Source organism: Maribacter sp. PR1 (genome assembly GCF_028464145.1).
In the GTDB taxonomy this organism is placed as follows: Bacteria; Bacteroidota; Bacteroidia; order Flavobacteriales; family Flavobacteriaceae; genus Maribacter.
Window position 1 is genome coordinate 177,693 of sequence record NZ_JAQPCG010000004.1, and the last position, 15,183, is coordinate 192,875.

14 protein-coding genes and 1 tRNA gene are annotated in these 15,183 nt (G+C 38.0%); 5 read left to right on the top strand and 10 right to left on the bottom strand.

Features of this window, described 5'->3' with window-relative positions:
* The first annotated feature begins 11 nt into the window (after positions 1–11).
* Positions 12–464: a pyridoxamine 5'-phosphate oxidase family protein gene (locus PP182_RS09730; RefSeq protein WP_272651051.1), complete on the top strand. Its 453-nt coding sequence runs from the start codon at positions 12–14 to the stop codon at positions 462–464.
* Between the two features lie 112 nt (positions 465–576).
* A complete protein-coding gene (locus PP182_RS09735) occupies positions 577–1,083 on the top strand; it encodes a hypothetical protein (RefSeq protein ID WP_272651052.1) in 507 nt (168 codons plus the stop codon).
* A gap of 20 nt (positions 1,084–1,103) precedes the next feature.
* Here the strand turns inward: PP182_RS09735 and PP182_RS09740 are convergent, their stop codons facing one another.
* Together PP182_RS09740 and PP182_RS09745 are read right to left on the bottom strand one after the other, a co-directional pair.
* A complete protein-coding gene (locus PP182_RS09740) occupies positions 1,104–2,780 on the bottom strand; it encodes a DUF6035 family protein (RefSeq protein ID WP_272651053.1) in 1,677 nt (558 codons plus the stop codon).
* 5 nt (positions 2,781–2,785) lie between these two features.
* Positions 2,786–3,664 (bottom strand): HEPN domain-containing protein, encoded by an 879-nt coding sequence (locus PP182_RS09745; protein ID WP_272651054.1) that lies wholly within the window; start codon positions 3,662–3,664, stop codon positions 2,786–2,788.
* Between the two features lie 167 nt (positions 3,665–3,831).
* On the opposite strand from PP182_RS09745, the gene PP182_RS09750 reads away from it, so the two are divergent.
* The 3 genes from PP182_RS09750 to PP182_RS09760 all read left to right on the top strand — a co-directional run bounded on the left by PP182_RS09750 (position 3,832) and on the right by PP182_RS09760 (position 8,253).
* A complete protein-coding gene (locus PP182_RS09750) occupies positions 3,832–7,617 on the top strand; it encodes a hypothetical protein (RefSeq protein ID WP_272651055.1) in 3,786 nt (1,261 codons plus the stop codon).
* A 243-nt stretch (positions 7,618–7,860) separates the two neighbouring features.
* Positions 7,861–7,933: transfer RNA gene (locus PP182_RS09755), tRNA-Met, on the top strand.
* Positions 7,934–7,986: 53 nt separating this feature from the next.
* The gene (locus PP182_RS09760; RefSeq protein ID WP_272651056.1) at positions 7,987–8,253 is read left to right on the top strand and encodes a hypothetical protein; all 267 of its coding nucleotides are present in this window, start codon (positions 7,987–7,989) and stop codon (positions 8,251–8,253) included.
* A 343-nt stretch (positions 8,254–8,596) separates the two neighbouring features.
* Here the strand turns inward: PP182_RS09760 and PP182_RS09765 are convergent, their stop codons facing one another.
* The 8 genes from PP182_RS09765 to PP182_RS09800 all read right to left on the bottom strand — a co-directional run bounded on the left by PP182_RS09765 (position 8,597) and on the right by PP182_RS09800 (position 15,103).
* Entirely contained in the window at positions 8,597–9,268 is a 672-nt protein-coding gene (locus PP182_RS09765) for a type 1 glutamine amidotransferase domain-containing protein (RefSeq protein WP_272651057.1), read from the bottom strand.
* A gap of 222 nt (positions 9,269–9,490) precedes the next feature.
* Positions 9,491–10,717 (bottom strand): alpha/beta hydrolase-fold protein, encoded by a 1,227-nt coding sequence (locus tag PP182_RS09770; RefSeq protein ID WP_272651058.1) that lies wholly within the window; start codon positions 10,715–10,717, stop codon positions 9,491–9,493.
* Positions 10,714–11,421 carry a DUF4386 domain-containing protein gene (locus tag PP182_RS09775; protein WP_272651059.1) on the bottom strand — a complete coding sequence of 236 codons (708 nt, stop codon included), beginning with the start codon at positions 11,419–11,421 and terminating at the stop codon, positions 10,714–10,716. Before PP182_RS09775 ends, PP182_RS09770 begins: the two co-directional genes overlap by 4 nt.
* 150 nt (positions 11,422–11,571) lie before the next feature.
* Positions 11,572–12,690 (bottom strand): type 1 glutamine amidotransferase domain-containing protein, encoded by a 1,119-nt coding sequence (locus PP182_RS09780; protein ID WP_272651060.1) that lies wholly within the window; start codon positions 12,688–12,690, stop codon positions 11,572–11,574.
* A 111-nt stretch (positions 12,691–12,801) separates the two neighbouring features.
* Complete coding sequence (locus PP182_RS09785) at positions 12,802–13,332, bottom strand: NADPH-dependent FMN reductase (RefSeq protein WP_272651061.1); 531 nt, start codon at positions 13,330–13,332, stop codon at positions 12,802–12,804.
* A gap of 2 nt (positions 13,333–13,334) precedes the next feature.
* The gene (locus PP182_RS09790; RefSeq protein ID WP_272651062.1) at positions 13,335–13,790 is read right to left on the bottom strand and encodes a DoxX family protein; all 456 of its coding nucleotides are present in this window, start codon (positions 13,788–13,790) and stop codon (positions 13,335–13,337) included.
* Positions 13,791–13,811: 21 nt separating this feature from the next.
* Complete coding sequence (locus tag PP182_RS09795; RefSeq protein WP_272651063.1) at positions 13,812–14,456, bottom strand: hypothetical protein; 645 nt, start codon at positions 14,454–14,456, stop codon at positions 13,812–13,814.
* Between the two features lie 53 nt (positions 14,457–14,509).
* Positions 14,510–15,103 carry a Crp/Fnr family transcriptional regulator gene (locus PP182_RS09800; RefSeq protein WP_272651064.1) on the bottom strand — a complete coding sequence of 198 codons (594 nt, stop codon included), beginning with the start codon at positions 15,101–15,103 and terminating at the stop codon, positions 14,510–14,512.
* Positions 15,104–15,183: the final 80 nt, after the last annotated feature.

The following is a 15,183-nucleotide window of genomic DNA, read 5'->3' on the forward strand; positions in this document are numbered from 1 at the left end:
AAAAAAAAACGATGACAGATTTAACAACAAGCGCAAGTACGCGTGTCTTCAGAAACAACTACCTTGGCCACCTGGCCTATCTATGGCAGGGCAAACCCTATGTAATTCCCATTACCTATTATTTTGATCCTACTGACAATACAATCATTAGCTATACCTCGGAAGGCCATAAAATCGATGCGATGCGCAAAAACAATTCGGTCTCCGTACAGGTTGAAGAAATACAATCCATGTTTAATTGGGAATCGGCCATGGCACACGGCACATTCGAAGAACCTGAAGGCAGCGTTGCAAAGCAAAAGTTACACGTATTTACCGAAGGCATAAAAAATACAATAAAACGAAAAGAACACAAAGAGGTCGAGTTCATCAACGAATTTTCAAGCAAATTATACTCTAGGGGTATTCCAATTGTTTACCGTATCAAAATACTGGAAAATATGGGAAAACGCAGGGAAACCTAAAGATACTATCAATAATGGGCTAAAGCTATAGGGCAATTTTAAAAAATGATGAAATGCCAAGAATAGATACATTGAACGTTATGATAGAAAGTAACTTTATACTACTATAGCTATGTTAAAACGGGCAAATCTTTTATTACCCTTAATTTTGTTGATTTTATTGGCATGTAATAACGACGACCAAGGTTCACAACAGGTTAACCTATTGTTTACCGAAGATAATCTAATAGGAGATTGGAAAAGGATAGCCGAATTTAGAGGGCAACCTAATGATTCATTGGGAATTTTGGAACCAACAGAAGATTTATTTACCCAATTCGAGAATTGCCGAAAAGATGATATGATCCGCTATGTCAAGGCAATACAACAAGAAGAAAACACTTATTTCTGGGGAATCGGGGAAGTTGCATGTCATAACCAGATACCCAACTCATTTATAGAAATTGGCACTTGGACTATTCAGGAATCAGGGAAACTAAACCGCTTTTATTCGGATATCAGTGAACCCTTTGTCGTAGTCTTATTGACAAGCCAACAGTTGCGTATTCGAAAGGAATCGGGAGTAAAGGAATCTGAAGGAACCATCTATGAATTTACTGAATATGAACGTGTGAGATAAAGCTATTGGGCAAATTCTAATTACCATTCAGATTCTTCCTTCTTCAATTCAGGATATAGAGCATTTAGCAAGGGTATGCAATCAATTTTCTGTTTTGGATTTGTAGCATGGAACTTTGCCAACTTTTTTTGAAAGGTTTTCTTTTTGTCCAAAAGCATCAATTTTTCCCAAATACCATAGCTCTTAAAGGCTTTTTCGATGTAACTCCAATAGTCGGCATAACTATGTATGGCATTGTTTGCAAAGGCTATCCATTGATTTTTTTGATATCTGTAGCCAATAATCTCATCTCTTTTTGCGCTTTCAATTATGCAAATAAGGGGTTTATGTTCGAAAAGTTCATCGATTATATAACTACTATTAAGCACATTTGCCAATCGAAACATTAATAATGTCGATTCGTATTCAATAATATCGGTTTCGATTTGGGCTAATATTGTTTCGTCCTCTTTTTTTAACATATATCCTTTTCGGACAAGTTTCCTTAAAAGCCACATTTTATGCTCAATAGCGTTATTTTCAAAAATTGTTGTAAGAAGCGTTTTATTGTCCTTGGATTTTTCGTTTAAGTCAATTTCCAAATATGAACTATCAATCATATGCTCCAAAAAACCCATATGACCTTTTTTTGCTATTGAAAACCAATGGTGGATTCTTGGTTGACCATCATTAGGTTTAAAAGCATCGGATTCATTTAATATCGATAGTTCAAATTCGTCCAAATTTTCCATTTGTTCTTCGATGGAAGAAAAATTATAACTTTTGTTTTTCCATAAGAATCGGAGATTCTCTATTATAGAGGTTGCTTTTTCTTCCGCTACTATCTTTCTTCGAAGCTCTTGATTTTTGATTTCCTCTTGCCTTTCCTTTTCAAGAAGTTTGGCATGTTCCTTCTCTCTAACCTTTAGTTTTTCCCCATAGTCGTAATAATAAACCTGACAAGATCCAATACTGAACTTGAGTTGCTGCAAGCTGACCGATTTTTCTATCCATTTGCTGAGTAATTTATTATCATCTGTTAGAAATGGATATTTGTACGTACACAGCAATCTAAAAGGTTCTGAGTCTTCATCCAGTTTGAAGAAGTTTTGAAAATCCGTAAGATATTTGATATCGCGTTCCATTTGTCGCTGGCCATGAACATCAAAATCATCCAATATCCAAATAAGAAAGATCCCTTTCCTTTGGTAAAAATCATGGCGGTCATAGATATAACGCAGGGATAGGTCGGATAGTTGTATCTCGAAAACTAGTTCTTTGTCCAAATATTTACAATACGCATCGGGCCTGCGTTTTTCATTCTCATCGTAAATAAAGGTATCATCTACGCAGATAGAATGAACACCACCTATGTTGGAAAGTTTTTCGGCTATTTTGTTCTTGAGTGTCTTATGTCTTGCACTTTCTTTTCCCCGATAAAGCTGTGCCATTTGGTCTGTTTCCTCTTGCGATAGGTTGGCTTCTTTTAAATAACAGTACGGCGCATTTGGTTGGTGCTTAAAATGTAGTCTATCATACTTGCTATTGGAAACATTCAATTTTTGGTCACACTCACAACAGTAAAGTTCTACTTCATCCATATGATACCGCTTGCGAAGTTCAAATGAATTTTTAGCTGTGTCAAAGACATCATCCGCTTCAAGAATCTCTCCTGAAGTTTTGTCAAAAGCTACTTTTATTGATCTTTGAAATGGCATTTCTATTATTGAGTAGTTTTAAGGTTCGAAAACAAGTTTTGTAACACTTGTTTATTCGCATTCATTTTCTCCAAACGAAGTATCGCCTCCTTTAACAATTCCATAAAATCCAATTGTTTTTGTACAATTGGTAGTTCTTTGATGTAAATGCTCTCTGGATTGATTCCGTTTTTGGGATATCTTGTCATAGAACTATGTTGAATGGTCAATAGAGCACAGAAGTACAACGCATAATCTATAAATATAGAATCCAATTGAATTGGTATTAAACGATGTATTATATTTTGAAAAAAGCTCTGCGATTTATTTTTATCCGCAAGCAAATCCATAATTTCCTTTTCTGTTTCTAAAGCATCTACCGTACCAAATTGGCCAAAGTATTTTGCCATGGCCTGCAAGTGCGATCTAAGTATTGAATTGTTATTTTCCGGAAACTTATATTCTATAGTTTTTAACCCTTTTAGCAATTCTAGATAGCCATCGAGGTCTTCCAATGTAAAATTAACCAAATCGTAATTTTTCAAACTATCTATGAGACGAATACCATCCGAAATTGATTTGTAGTGTTTGGCAAAACCCTCATTAGAAAAAGGCTCTATATCTTTTGGCATGGGATAGAGTTCAAGAAGCCCTATTGCAGCCTTCATTTTTTCTTCTTTTCGCACCATAATTTTTCTGGGGATTTTAAATTGATTGTGGGAGGCTTCCTCGACTTCCTTTTCTGTAAAATCGCCGGAGAAAAGAGCCGCCGCTTTATTGGCTTTCTCGCTTGCCTGTTGGAACAGGAAATAAGAGTTTCTAAAATGTCCTGTTTGATGCAGTATAAAGGCAGATTCCAAATCTTTATCAGCAATCTTTAGCCAAGTGTTAACAGTTTTTCTCATAAGTAATGTACGTGTTCTTTGAATAATAATATTGATATTTCAATCAGTGTGCAAAACATAAACCAGCATGCCAATATACTTTCTTAAATTTACTAATAGCAAATGAATAAGTTCCTGCCATTTTTTAATGGTCATTGAGATTTACTATTGCGAAAAAATATTGGCGAATGCAATTAATAGATAGAAAAAATCTAGAAAACTGGGCAGACACCTATGATTCCATGGGCTATCTGCCCTACTTGATGTTGCGTTTGATAAGGGCCTCTACACCGAATACGACTTTCGTTGATATTCCGTTCGGAAGTGCCGTGACCGTTGGAGGTTGGGACGGAGTTGTCAAATGTTCGGGTTGTGGAAACCATGTTCCCGATGGAATTTCATTATGGGAATTTGGGACAGATTCAAATGTCAAGGGCAAAGCAGAAAAGGAATATACCAAACGAACTGGCGATCCCTTGGGTTATGACATAGACCAATCCACTTTTGTTTTTGTAACACCAAGATTTTGGAAGTTCAAAGAGAAATGGAGACAGGAAAAGATTGCCGAAAAGAAATGGAAAGATATAAGGGTATACGATTCTTCTGATTTAGCACAATGGTTGGATTCAACTATGGCGGTTGCCAGATGGTTCTCAAGTTACATCGGAAAATACCCTATGGACGGTATTGTTACGGCTGATGAATATTGGGAGGAATGGTCTTCAGGACCGGCTGGAATTCTACCTCCTGAGACGGTTACCTCGGGCCGACAAAAGGAAATGGAATTATTGGCGAATTTTCTAAATGACAGTCCTGCAATTAAAGGTGTTAAGGCTTCGACCAAAGGAGAAGCGATTGCCTTCATCATAGCTTGTGCGAAACAGTTTGAACCATCACTGAACGAGAGATTCTTTTCTAAAACCCTATTGGTCGATACTGAAGGGAATTATAGAGGTATTCGTATTAACACGACAGCTCTCAACCTAATACCAAGATTTGAAGACACCCAACCCCTCTATGCGGCAATAGCCAAAGGTCATCATGTGCTTGTTCCGCTTGGAGGGGATGATTCCTTCAATCAAGATACCATTGTGCTGCCAACTATTGAAAAAGATGGGCAAGTAGCTAGTCTAATTGATATGGGCCTATCAAGGGAGGATGCAGTAAAGTATTCTAGGGAATCAGGTCGCAACATTACAATTCTAAAAAGATTGATAGGTTTTCCACATTTGTCCGCAAAGTGGCTAAATAAGGAAGATATCCGAGATATAGTACCAGCACTACTGCTCGGCAGATGGAACGAAAACCACCTTGGAGATAGGGAGCTTCTGGAACAACTATCGGGTCAGACCTATGCCGACTATATTAAAGTCATAGCATACTGGAGGGATATCGATGAATCTCCGATAATTCAAATAGGCGAAACTTGGAGGCTCCTCTCTCCGCTGGATGCATGGACGCAATTGGCACCTGTACTACAGGAAGAAGACTTAAAACTTTTAGGGCAGTGCTTTCTACAGGCTTTTCAAAATGGAAATCCCGATATAGAGGATGCTAATCCGTTATTTTCTGAAGTGCAATATTTAAGTCGAGAGAAAAAATTTTCTGGTTGGGCGCGAGAAGGCTTGATACAGTCTTTGATACTGATAGCACACTTTGGGAAAAGTCTTAAAATTCCCCAGCTTGCCATGCCACAAGATTGGGTGGATGGACTACTAAGTCGATTGCTTAATGATGCGGACGGAAAACTTTGGATATCGTTGGATCATGAATTACCACTAATTTCGGAAGCTTCCCCAGAGGTTTTCCTTAATTCGGTCGATAAATCCCTGTCTATGGACCCGCCCCCAATAATGGAAATGTTCGAGGAGCATGAAGGGTTCTTGTATAAGAATAGTAATCATACCGGTTTGTTATGGGCATTGGAGGGATTGGCTTGGGCTCCTGAATACTTGTATGAAACAACCGTTCTGTTATTAAAGTTATCCAAATTGGATCCCGGTGGAAATTTATCCAATCGACCTATCAATAGCCTTGCTGAAATTTATAAGCCATGGCACTATCAGACCCTAGCTGATTTTTCCGAAAGAATGGATGTTTTGAAAAGGGCGGTATTTGAGGAAAAAGAATTAGGTTGGGTACTATTATTGAGTATGCTGCCAGATAGCTTGGGGGTTGCACAGCCCACTCACAAAATGAGATGGCGTTTGTTTGCCGAGAATGTCAATCTTACGTACACCTATGATGAAATCTTTGGCACATATTCTACTGTCGTCGATTTACTTATTTCAATTTTTGACAACTCCGATGAGAGATTGTCCGAGCTGATAAAAAATTCTGTGAAACTTTCCCCGCCTGATAGGGTTAAAATTATTGAATTGGCGAATCAGAGTATTCCAGATTTAAAACGGAACAGATTTGTTACGTGGGATGCGATTAGGGAAATCCTAAACCATCATCGGTCACACCCCGAAACCGATTGGGCGTTGCCGGAAAAAGTATTGGCTGATTATGAAGTCCTCTATAAAAAACTAGAGCCTCAGAATACCGTCAAAAAACATCTATGGCTTTTTAATGACCACTGGCCTCATTTTCCAGAGGGCTTTAAAGATGTTAACGATGCAGCGGTCGATCGCTATAATACACAGGAAATAAAAATTGACGAAGAAAGAGAAAAGGGTTTGAAGGCTATTCTGAAGGAATTGGGCATTGTAAAAACTCTTGAATTAGCTTCCGACGTTAAGGAGAAATGGAGTTTTGGCAAGGCGTTGGCTAATATAACGGATAGTCATGGATCTGTGTTGACAGTACTACAACTTTTGAAAACAGGAGATTTTGAAGAATGGTTTGTGCACAGTTATATATACTTTAAAGTTAATGAGAATGGTTTTGAGTGGCTTTTGGAATTTTATGAAGAAATAAAAGGAGATTTTATCGATGAACAGTTGGCGCATTTGTTCATACCATTGGATCAATCGAAAGAACTTTGGGATTTTATAGATAACACTAACGACAAATTAGTCGAAAAATATTGGGTCAACATGTTACCTAGATTTCATAATTTAAGCCAAAAAGAAAAAATATACGGTACAAACCGGCTGATATATTTCAAAAGATTTTTTACAATCATCAATAGTGCACATACAATTTTCGAGGACATCCCATCGGATTTGTTGGTAGAACTATTAGAGAAAACGGCGTTAGTCAAGGCGAATGAAAAAGTTAATTTCAGGGAATATGAACTCTCCAAAATTTTCGAGGTTCTTGATGCAAGGAATGATGTTGAGCACCAAAAGCTAATAAATTTAGAATGGTTGTACCTTCCTGTATTGGCAAGATATGGCGCCCATAGAAGTCCCAAAACTCTTCATAAAGAACTTACTGAAAATTCAGATTTCTTTATTGAATTGTTAAAGTGGGCTTATAGACCGAAAGATAATGATAGAGCAGAGGCCGAAGCAAAAGATACTTCGGATCCGGATATTCAGGAGCGTGCAAAACAAGCCTATCAGCTTTTAAGCTCATGGAAAGGTATTCCTGGGGTTGAAACAGACGGAACCATCGATAAGGATAAATTGTTGAGTTGGATCGATCGTGCAAGACATTTAGCCAAGGAAGCAGATCGTATCGAGGTCGCTGATGCGCAAATAGGGCAAAGTCTGGCTCAGTATCCGGAAACTGGTATGGAATGGCCGCCCGATGAAATTTGCGAAATTATCGAGCGAATAAATACGGATAGTTTAAAAAGAAATTTTTCAAGTGCCACCAGCAACAAGAGAAGTTTTTCCTCAAGGGGTGCCTTTGAAGGTGGCGACATAGAACGTGATAAAGCTATGTATTTCGAAAAATTAGCTTTAAGGATAAAATCAAAATATCCGAATGTTGCGGCAATACTTCAGAGGTTATCAAAAAGATATTTGATAGACGCCAAAAGAATGGATGATCGTGCTGAAAGAGATAAATTGGAGTATTAACCCAAATTTTAAGAATCCTCCTTTTCGGAGGTCGTAAACAGAACTTCTGTCTGAAATAAAATTAATGTCGCCATGATTACCCACAAGTGAAGGTGGCATAATTATTTCTAAAAAATCTATACGAATCTTTTGAAACAAAACTTTTTTATGATACTTTTACCGTATATAAAACCGCATACGCCGTATGTAGTTTATAAGATTTAAGCGATTATTAACTCGCTGTTAATTAAAGAGTTATAAAACCGCGGGATAGAGCAGTAGGTAGCTCGTCGGGCTCATAACCCGAAGGTCACTGGTTCGAGTCCAGTTCCCGCTACAAAGGCCAAGGCCTAGAGAATCAACGGTTTGTGTACCCACAGACCGTTTTTTATGTCCATTATTTTCCCACTTTTACAAAACGAATACAAAAAGGCATACGTTTTTCGCAGGAAAATTAATTTTTCAGAGCCAAAGATTTATACTGGGGGGGGGGGGGTAGATATCGTCAAGTGGTCCACCCTATCCAGCAAAAAACAAAATGACGCTTTGAAAAAACGTTGGTATGTTTATTATTCCTTTAGAAATCCCGAGACCGGGAAGTTCACCAGACAGAGACAGATCAAGGGAGGCGCCAATACTTTAAAGACCAAAAACTAACACTAAAAGTTTAGTCCATTTTTCGCAACAACCGGCACCAATTGCTTCCCATGTGATTAAATCTCTACTATGACAATTCTGAACTCATCAAAAAAATAGAGGGAGAACCCAATCTAAAGGAGGATCGGTTCAAAACTAAAAAAAGAAAATCCAGTACCAAAAATGAAATCGGTACCAGAGTCGAGTGGCCTGATGTGGACCTGTATGCTGATGAATGAATAAAAATCCAATTACGTTAAAAGTACAGACAGCCGCTTAGATGAATTTCGCTTACTGGAATCTAAATCCGGCTTTCATTGACCTAGTCAGGGTCATGACCATAGCCTCCACCTATTGCCTCAAATCAGTTCCCTTCCAATTCAACAATCATTTCTTTTGCCACTATTGCGGACGAAGGTAAGAACATGGTAGTAACGATTCTTGAATCTAGTACCACATCGTGTTTATCGTTTAAGTCATTTTTAGTCTGAAAAAGGGCGCCATTTTTCCGTAACTGATCTTCAAGCATTACAGGTAATAAGGTCCCTTCTTTAGCCCAACTTTTGGTCACCTCCGTAGAATTTGGAAATCCGGTCACCTTTTTATCCTTGACCATATATTCGCCACTACCAAGTTTTACATTGGCCAAAGCACCAGGGCCATGTCCGCAACCTCCCACTACTCCACCATTTTCATAAATTTGGGCAATGATGGACACCAAACTCTCGTTGTTGGCAACATCAAACAAGGGTCCATAACCTCCTCCAATAAAAACAGCTTTATAATTTTTGAAGTCCATTTCATCAGGTGTCAATGAACTTTCAACTTTGTCCTTAAAATTCTCATATTTAATGGTGTAGCTACTTATTCCCATAGGGTCAATGGAAAAAGGTACGTTTCCACCCGTAGGTGAAACAAAATCAACTTCATATCCATGTGACACAAAAACGTGATATGGGGGTGCTACTTCCCATAGGTTGTTTCCTGCAAAATGCTTTTCAGGGTCTCCCATGTCTTCCATGTTTGATACTATCATCAAAATTTTTCCCTTTTCGCTTTTAGTATCCTTACACGCAATAAAAAGTAGCATTATTACTATTGCCTAAAATGTTCTTTTCATCTTTATTTATTTAAGGTTTATACTTGTTTATTGTTTCAATTTGTGCTGTATGCGAAATCAATTAGGTTTAATGAAATAATAAGAACTCAGGCAACCATACGTTTGATTCTGATATCATTTTGCCCTTTTGAATTATGTTTATTTATTTGTTTCTCTCAGTCTTCTAATCTCCACCATTAAATCCTTCTCTTGTCCCTGCTTGTACTTTTTGGAGACTTCAACCCCTTGAAGGTAGGTGGCTATAGCTTTTTCCTTCTGACCGGTTTTCTCATACAATCGTGCCAAATAGGTCAACAATCCAATGTACATAGGATATGCTCCTGAAGCTCTTTTGAGTACGGTAATCGCACCAAGCTCATTCCCTTTGTCAACCAATTCCGAAACAAGGTCCATATAGTCCTCCGCGGGTCTTCTCACCCGTTTTCCGTACTTGTTTTTCAGTTGTTCCTCTGCGCTTAGAAAGTCCGTATCATTGAAGTTATCCTTCAAAGCTTCCTCTAATTTTAAGTCCGAAAACAAAAACCTTAAACCATTGTAGTTTAACAGCAACCTGGAAGCCATGTGGCCTTCATCTCCCGCCTCCTCATGTTTCCACCTAAAGTTTTTTGGTGGGTGCTTTTCTATCACCTCAACATACCTGATTAATTCCTGACGCATTCCCCAACCGTCTCCTCCACCAATTCCGAAGTATATCGTTTTTTCCAAATTTTTAGTTGATTTAAAAAAGCTTTTTCCCTTTTCCGTCATCTCTTCTTTGTTCCACCACAACTCTGGAGCTTCCACAATAAACGCATCAAATAGATTGGGTCTTCCCATGAGTGTGAAGACACTAAACAGACCTCCCAAAGAATGACCCTCCAAAATCCGATAGGGATGTGTTCTGTAGTTGGTATCCATAAAAGGAATCAATTCCTCACCTAAAAACTCAAGAAATTTAGGGGCACCGCCACTTTGAGGTATACCAGCGTTTCCAACACCACCATGAACATTCTGCCCAGCTTTGGATGGGGTTAAATCTTTTGTTCTGTCCAAACTCTCTATCCCCACTATGATCAAAGGCGATATCAAGCCTGATTCCGTTAATAATTCCACAGTACCCACCGTGTGCTTTATATTTTGTAGGCCATCCAATACATATAGAACCGGATACGTTGCATCGGTATCCTTGTAACCTAAAGGCAATGAAATAATTATGGGCCTTTCTTCTTGTAGAATATTTGATTTTAGTATATGTTGTTTTCCCAATCCCAATAATTGCCAATCTTGCGTCATTTCTATCTTTTCGGCTACCTGTGTATATGATGGATGACAGCACAGTATCACGATGACTGCGGATACTAGTTGCTTGATGATATTAGTTTTCATAATGTTTTTTCTTTTAAATTTTTATAAGATTCTGTAGTGCCTTTTAAAAGTATATAAAAGGTTAACCCAACTTCTCCGAGTGCAGCAGCTACACCTACAAACAATGCAGTATAACCTTCGTAGCCCGGAGCATTAAAATTCCCGAAAGTTTCTATGAGATAGCCTGCGGCGGATCCCAACAACAATCCTCCAAACACTTTTGGAAAAACATTGGACCTGTAAATAAGTATGGCCAGTAAAAGGCAATGCACCCCAAAAAAGGCTCCTGCAATGAGATAGCCATACTGATGGGCTTCCATAAAATAGGCACTTATTTGCTGTATTTGGGTTGTCTCGAATGAACCAGGCAAGGTTTCAGTATTGAGTACTTTTAGCGCCATATAGTGATTCAATAAATTAAGACTTCCAATGGCCGGATGGGCTACAATCCTAAATGCAGAGGATACCATGGCCAAAGTCGCATTGAAGGGTTTGAAGATTTTGTACAATAGTATGGCAATCACCACATCTAAAAGAAATGCCAACAAGTCGGTCGTCATCCCTAATTGAAACAGTCCTTTATTTTGAAGAATATTGCTTGCAGTTTCCACAGGGTTTTCTGGGATAACAAGGATACCCCGAACATACCCTTGGCCAAACCCCGCAAAGATGATGACCAATAGGTACAATAACCCGGTAAGCCGAATCATTTTTATACTTGCCATTGTTTTTAACCTTTTTATTTTTTTAGTTTTTATATTTGAAGGAAGTTGAGCTAAAGCATTATTCTTAAAGTAGCTTTTTCCCAAAAAATTGATATCCGGTTACTTTACAGGTATTCAAATTAGGGTGAGTAAGCTGCCGAACAATCTATCTCAGTTCAACGCTACAAGTAATTGTTCCGCTTCCTTCTTTAATAAATTTTTCGAAATCAATTCGTTTGCTATTTGCTTTGCCCTTTCCCTATTATCTAATGTCATATGAGTTTTGGCCAATAGGAGTTGTAGGTTTTCATTAAAAAAATAGGGTGCAGTCAGTTCCACCAATTCCACACCTTTTATTAAACCTTCTTCGTTTTCTGCGGATGATAAAATTTTATAATATCCATAGACAGCAATCAATGGAACATCATAGTTGGTTTCGTTTTTAGACAGTTCCATTTCCGCCCATTTTAAGGTTTTTGTCTTGTTCAAAAGGTCTTGAATCAGATAGGCACTTCTTTCGTCTTTATACAGTTCTCTCTCAACAGGTACAAGCCCCAAAGATGCAACGACCGCTTCAGCTGATTTTATTGTTGAAAAGGGGTTTTGACCGGTAACAAACTTTCCAGATACCACCACTTTGGACAACATAAAATCGGTTTGCTGAAAAATTGCTCCTCTTGAGGTTAACTGGTCTTCTAAACTAAATGGAAACTCTTTTACCCATTTTTTACCAAAAAGCTCTTCTTCCACATTTGTAAAACCGGTTAATGCGATATCTTTGATTATGTAGTCATCATCATTCTTGACATTCGCAAATACTGCTGGTCCATGACACACTGAAGCGATTACGGTGTTTTCTCGGTTATAAAGATTCAATATGATATCTTGAAGTGAAGGATCAAAAGGTAAATCAAACATAGCACCCTTACCCCCAACAATATAAATAGCATCGTAGTCTTCGGCGCTAACGCTAGTCGTAGGCTTGGTGTTGTTTAATAAGTTCAAAGCTTCTTGATCTTCTAAAAGCTTCTGATTGTAAAGCTTGTCTTTATTGTATTGGTCAGGTTCGACTTTTCCGCCCTTAGGACTAGCTACATCGACTTTTAAATTGTTGGCTTTAAATACCAGGTAAGCTTGTGAGAACTCATCAAACTCATAACCAGGTCTCACTGCTCCCATATCTTTTCCGTAGCTACTAACCACCATTAAAACTTTTTTTCGGACATCGTTGGTTTGGGAGAGAAGCATGATTGGTACTAACAAGAGGATACTTAAAATTGATTTTTTCATTTTTTGATTATTTTGATTGTTTTGATTGTTTTGATTGTTTGATTGTTTTGAATTTCACTAATAACACGAAAGAAATACAATAGTGTTACATCAATAGTTTTATAATCAATGTCAAATTGTTTTCTGAAATTTATGAAGCTTGGTAGCAAGCTCCTTTTTCAAGCTTTCATTGCTGATTTCCCCTTTGGTAAAATTATCATAGAAGGAGGGCAATGAAAAGGTATCCGTGATACTGGCTCCCATAAAGGGAAAGTAAGTACTTGCCGCATGTAATACTGTTGCTCCTCCCCTTCCCCCCGGCGAGGTTGCCATTAACAGCATCGGTTTCTCCCTCCAAACCTTCCCGTTCACACGAGACAACCAGTCCAAGGTATTTTTGAATACCGATGCATAAGATCCATTGTGTTCTGCCAGGGATAACATAAAACCATCGGCCATATTCAATAGCTCGTCCAATCTTTTTATTGCCGTCGGTATACCATTTTCGGCTTCAAAATCAACACCATATATGGGTAGGACATAATTGTTCAAATCAATTGAAATGATTTCAGTATTTTCCATCATATCAGCGGTATAGAATAGTAAACACCTATTAATGGATTTTTGACTATTGCTTCCTGTTATTGTGATTATCTTTTTCATGATTATTGGTTTTTAGCGATTATAGTATCTATTGACCATTTTCCACTGCCATTGACCAGTATGGTCATGGCCAGACCGATTACCAGAAGGGAATATTCATACCCCTCACCTGCTTGGTTCCCGAACCAGTTCATAAAAAAACCATGTTCTAACTGCGTCGTGTAAATGATACCTATAAACATTCCAGCAAGTGATAGAGCCCAAAACCTACTGAGGAAACCTAGAATAAGTGAAATGGACCCAAAAAATTCGATTATGATAATCGAAAAGGCCACAAAACTTGGTAATCCCATTTGTGTGGTGAAAAAATCCATGGTTGCGGAATACCCATTACCTCCAAAAAGTCCCAAGAGTTTTTGGGCTCCATGTGGAAATATGACCAAGCCAAGCGCTAATCGTGCAATGCTAAACCCAATATTCGGATTCGTTGTTAAAAGTGTTTTTACTAAATGTTTCATACTGTTTTGGATTTAAATTGTTTATAAAGTTTTTCGATAGTATATACCGAAGGATGATTTTTTAATTGGTTCTGGCCCATACTGGTCAAAGTCCACACCCACACCAAATTGGTGCCCATTGAATGACACTCCTGCACGTAATTGCTGAAAACTCCTGGAGTGTGTTTTAAACTTGTCCCAAACCGTTAAAAACTGCCCGTTTAACCATAGGTAAACCTTATCGTTTATAGGTACACTGAATTGGATTTGTGAAAACGCTTCCGCATAGCCAGCATTCTTTTGCTCGGAACGGGCAACCGTAGGAATAAGAACGAATAATATGCGTGAGTTCTTTAGTGTGAGCTTTGCCGATAGGCGTTCTGAATAACCGGCAAAACTGTTGTAGTATAAAGATGGACCAACGGCAATGTTTTTGTTGATGTTCCAAAATAAACTAGGTTGAACGCCCACTTCATCTAATCCTTCATTTTCTTCTTTATTGAATTTTTGAAAGAAAGCAAGCGTTGCAATACTTAGCGTATTCTTTTCATTAATCGGATAACTGGAATACAGGGTGAAATCCGTTTTATCAAAACCTGAAAACAGTTCTACTTGGGTGAATTGCGCATTTAAGTGCTGTGCAAATCCAAGAATTATCAGTAAAAAGGTGATTGCTATTTTTTTCATGCTTCAAAATTCCGACAGGAACACATGAAAAAAAATGAACTAGTTTAAGACTTTTACATTCTGTTGACCTTGGAGATAATCTTACTCATAAATTCAGGAGTAATGCCAATATAGCCTGCTAAGTCCTTCTGGGTAATTCGATTGACGGTTTTAGGGTATTTCCTTTTGAACTCGATATATCTTTCCTCTGCGGTAAGTGATATACCATGGTTGGATCGCCTTATATAACTTATGAGTGATTTCTGGTACAATATGCGGTAGAACCGCTCGAATTTTGGTATCTCTTGAAAAAGCAGGTCATAATTCGCTCTGGAGATACCTAACAATTCCGAATCTTCCTTAGCCTTGATGAAATAACGGGATGGTTCCTTGGTCATAAAACTGGCCATGTCCCCTGTCCAATAATCCTCAACGGCAAACATGGAGATGTGGGGCGCCCCATCTTCATCCAAAGTATAGACCTTTAAACAACCTTTGGTTATAAAGTATTCGTATTGCGCAATATCGCCGGCCTGCATCAAAAAAGTCTTTCTTTTTACTTTGACTTCTGTCAGTAGGGAAATATACTTCTGTTTTTCAAGCTCGGTCAAATCAATAAACCTACCGACATTGTCAAGAATTAGTTGATATGAGGTCTCAAAGTTCAAAACAAATTACAATTTCTTCTAAATTAAGTATTTAAAACTTTCGTTTGAAAACACGATTCAATAATTCCAAAATAAATGAT

Bases quoted from the DNA above. Each gene is read 5' to 3' on its own strand.
- PP182_RS09770 (WP_272651058.1), bottom strand. From the start codon at position 10,717: ATGAAAACTAATATCATCAAGCAACTAGTATCCGCAGTCATCGTGATA.
- PP182_RS09730 (WP_272651051.1), top strand. From the start codon at position 12: ATGACAGATTTAACAACAAGCGCAAGTACGCGTGTCTTCAGAAACAAC.
- PP182_RS09795 (WP_272651063.1), bottom strand. From the start codon at position 14,456: ATGAAAAAAATAGCAATCACCTTTTTACTGATAATTCTTGGATTTGCA.
- PP182_RS09775 (WP_272651059.1), bottom strand. From the start codon at position 11,421: ATGGCAAGTATAAAAATGATTCGGCTTACCGGGTTATTGTACCTATTG.
- PP182_RS09745 (WP_272651054.1), bottom strand. From the start codon at position 3,664: ATGAGAAAAACTGTTAACACTTGGCTAAAGATTGCTGATAAAGATTTG.
- PP182_RS09760 (WP_272651056.1), top strand. From the start codon at position 7,987: ATGTCCATTATTTTCCCACTTTTACAAAACGAATACAAAAAGGCATAC.
- PP182_RS09750 (WP_272651055.1), top strand. From the start codon at position 3,832: ATGCAATTAATAGATAGAAAAAATCTAGAAAACTGGGCAGACACCTAT.
- PP182_RS09790 (WP_272651062.1), bottom strand. From the start codon at position 13,790: ATGAAACATTTAGTAAAAACACTTTTAACAACGAATCCGAATATTGGG.
- PP182_RS09765 (WP_272651057.1), bottom strand. From the start codon at position 9,268: ATGATAGTATCAAACATGGAAGACATGGGAGACCCTGAAAAGCATTTT.
- PP182_RS09735 (WP_272651052.1), top strand. From the start codon at position 577: ATGTTAAAACGGGCAAATCTTTTATTACCCTTAATTTTGTTGATTTTA.
- PP182_RS09740 (WP_272651053.1), bottom strand. From the start codon at position 2,780: ATGCCATTTCAAAGATCAATAAAAGTAGCTTTTGACAAAACTTCAGGA.
- PP182_RS09785 (WP_272651061.1), bottom strand. From the start codon at position 13,332: ATGAAAAAGATAATCACAATAACAGGAAGCAATAGTCAAAAATCCATT.
- PP182_RS09780 (WP_272651060.1), bottom strand. From the start codon at position 12,690: ATGAAAAAATCAATTTTAAGTATCCTCTTGTTAGTACCAATCATGCTT.